The sequence below is a fragment of the Vibrio sp. V42_P2S4T144 genome (assembly GCF_009904715.1).
GTDB lineage: Bacteria > Pseudomonadota > Gammaproteobacteria > Enterobacterales > Vibrionaceae > Vibrio > Vibrio alginolyticus.
In genome coordinates this window covers 1-2607 of record NZ_WXWS01000026.1, presented here as the reverse complement: position 1 = coordinate 2607, position 2607 = coordinate 1, and the positions used below count along the sequence as shown (strand labels likewise).

2 protein-coding genes are annotated in these 2607 nt (G+C 44.4%); one reads left to right on the top strand and one right to left on the bottom strand.

Going from position 1 to position 2607, the window contains the following annotated elements:
• Positions 1-195 precede the first annotated feature (195 nt).
• Positions 196-1629: a Na+/H+ antiporter NhaC gene (nhaC, locus tag CAG68_RS00805; RefSeq protein ID WP_005380726.1), complete on the top strand. Its 1434-nt coding sequence runs from the start codon at positions 196-198 to the stop codon at positions 1627-1629.
• Between the two features lie 90 nt (positions 1630-1719).
• Here the strand turns inward: nhaC and CAG68_RS00800 are convergent.
• The coding region (locus tag CAG68_RS00800) for a chemotaxis protein (RefSeq protein ID WP_161440681.1) at positions 1720-2607 on the bottom strand (888 nt) is incomplete at its 5' end.

Genomic DNA, 2607 nt, shown 5'->3' with positions numbered 1-2607 from the left:
ATTTCACATTACACAACATTTAAAACCAAAAAAGTTAAAACAAACTAACAGTTAATTTCACAAGCAAACGTTTTTACCGACGAACATCAAGATAAAACACCAAATGTTCGAAATATAATTTTTGTTAATGTATGTTATGCGCGATTACAACAAGGAGCGCCTTCCTCTATTGCTCCAAGATTGACAGAGGCACATATGAAGCAAGTTACACCACGCCTACCAAGCTTGATACAGGTATTTATCTCGCTCGGTTTATTTCTCCTGCTGGCATTTTCGTTCACAGCCAAGCTAGACCTACCGATTCAGCTAGCGCTATACATCGGTTGGTTCATTGTCATGATATTGGGCATAAAGCTTGGCCATCAGTATAAAGATCTGGAAAAAGCAGCACTAAATGGCATTTCCAATGGACTTGGAGCCGTTTTAATCCTTTTGGCCGTTGGCGCGCTTGTAGGTACTTGGATCTCTGGTGGTATTGTTCCAACCATTATTTACTACGGCCTTAAAGCAATCCACCCTTCCATCTTTTTGCTGGCGACCATGATCATCTGTTCATTGACTGCGCTAGCGACTGGCACATCTTGGGGTGCGGCTGGCACGGCAGGTATTGCAATGATGGGTATCGGTCAAGGTCTTGGTGTTCCTGCGCCAATCACTGCAGGTGCCGTACTTTCAGGCTGTTACTTTGGTGACAAAATGTCGCCTCTATCGGATTCAGTAATCCTTGCTTCATCTATGTCTAACGTTGAAGTGATGGAACATATTAAAGGTATGTTGCCGATAGCACTCATTAGCTACATTATTACAGGCATTATGTTTACTGCATTTGGCTTCCACTACGCAGGTCAAGTTGACATGAGCCAGGTAGACTCTGTCATTAAAGCGATGGAACAGCAGTTCTACATCACCCCTTACTCATTTGTTCCTGTGATCATCGTATTGTCACTTCTAGCGATGCGTATGCCTTCATTCCCAGTGATCAGTTTTGGTTCTCTGCTAGGTATTATTTGGGCAGTGATGATCCAAGATGTCGATTTCCTAACCGCGTTCAACACGGCTTGGGCTCCGTTTGCAATCTCATCTGGCGTAGATTTCATTGACTCAATCCTTAACCGTGGCGGCATGTCTTCAATGCTTGGGTCGGTAGCGGTTATCGTATTCGGCCTTGGTTTTGGCGGTCTACTAGATAAAGTAGGCGTGCTAGAGACTATCGCGAAGCTGTTTGAAAAACGCGTTCAAAGTGCAGGTTCATTGGCAACAAGCACAATTGGTACGGCCTTTATGGGCAACGTATTTGGTTCAGCGATGTACGTTTCACTTATTCTGACCCCAAAAATCTGTGCGAAGAACTATGACCGTCTAGGCTACAAACGTAAGAATTTGTCTCGTAACGCAGAATTTGGCGGCACGCTAACCTCAGGTATGGTCCCTTGGAGTGACAACGGTATCTACATGGCCAGTATTTTGGGTGTTGCTACACTGTCTTATGCCCCGTTCATGTGGCTGAGTTTTGTATGTATCATCGTAACGATCTTCACTTCTTACATGGGTTGGTTTGTTGATAAGTGCGAACCAACAGCAGAAGCAGTTGAAGAAGCTGAAGGCGAATTAAAGCAGCAAACCGCTTAACTTCGCAGAGATAGGAAGAACCTCCCTTCCGAATTCAATACTAAAAAAGAGCACTTTAAAGCGCTCTTTTTTTATTTCCAAAACAAATCGTTAGCTTTGTTTGACTGGCGTTTTCACGGCTGCACGCTTCCCAAACCAATAGCCCAAGCCAAGCGGTGCAAAGAATATAACGGCAATGAACAGAATAAAGTAGATGATGGTACTTTTGACAAGTTCAATCAGCTTAGTCATGGCGAGATTCACAACCTCTTGCGACACTCGATCCATATCTTGAGCAAACTTCTCGCGCTCATGGGTAATGATCTGTGCGATTTCTTGGCGCTCTCTGGCAACCATCAGCTCTATAGCTTGGCGTTCTTCACCCAACTGAGATAAACGCGCCTCCGTCCTTTGATCGATATCGTCAACCAAAGGTTGTAACTCCAGCGCCATTTGTTCTGCCAAATAGCGCATGTACTCTGGGTTGTTATCGATAAAATCCCTCATCGAATCAGCGGTAACTTGCAAACTATTGAGCGCCGCATTGACTTTTTCGATACTGGCAGAGCTATTCAAGGCCAACAACTGCGCTTTCCACGTCATAATTTTTGGTGTCTGCTCTGATACCAGACTTAGACGATCAGAGACATCCCCGAGTGCTTCTGGCATCGTGCCTAGCGTTGTAACGGCTTCCTCTTCGCTAATTTGGTTTGCATCTAACCACCTACGGTAAGCCGGAGTCCTAATCATGCTTAAATCAGCGAATGGATGCTGCTTGGCGAACTCTGCAACAAACGTTTTTGTCTTGATGTATGCTTCTTTCTTCAATAAAGATTGAGCCAGTTTATCTACCTCTTTCGCTAAATAAACGGAAACTAACTTGGCCTCATCAGACGCAAAGAGCTCATTACCAGAAGCGGTAATAAAAAACTGTTCCATTTGTAGCGTGAAAGTCCATGTATCAATCAGTGCAGCCATTGGGGACACTTGGTATGCAGA

Coding starts and splice junctions, on each gene's coding strand:
- nhaC (WP_005380726.1), top strand. CDS start 196: ATGAAGCAAGTTACACCACGCCTACCAAGCTTGATACAGGTATTTATC.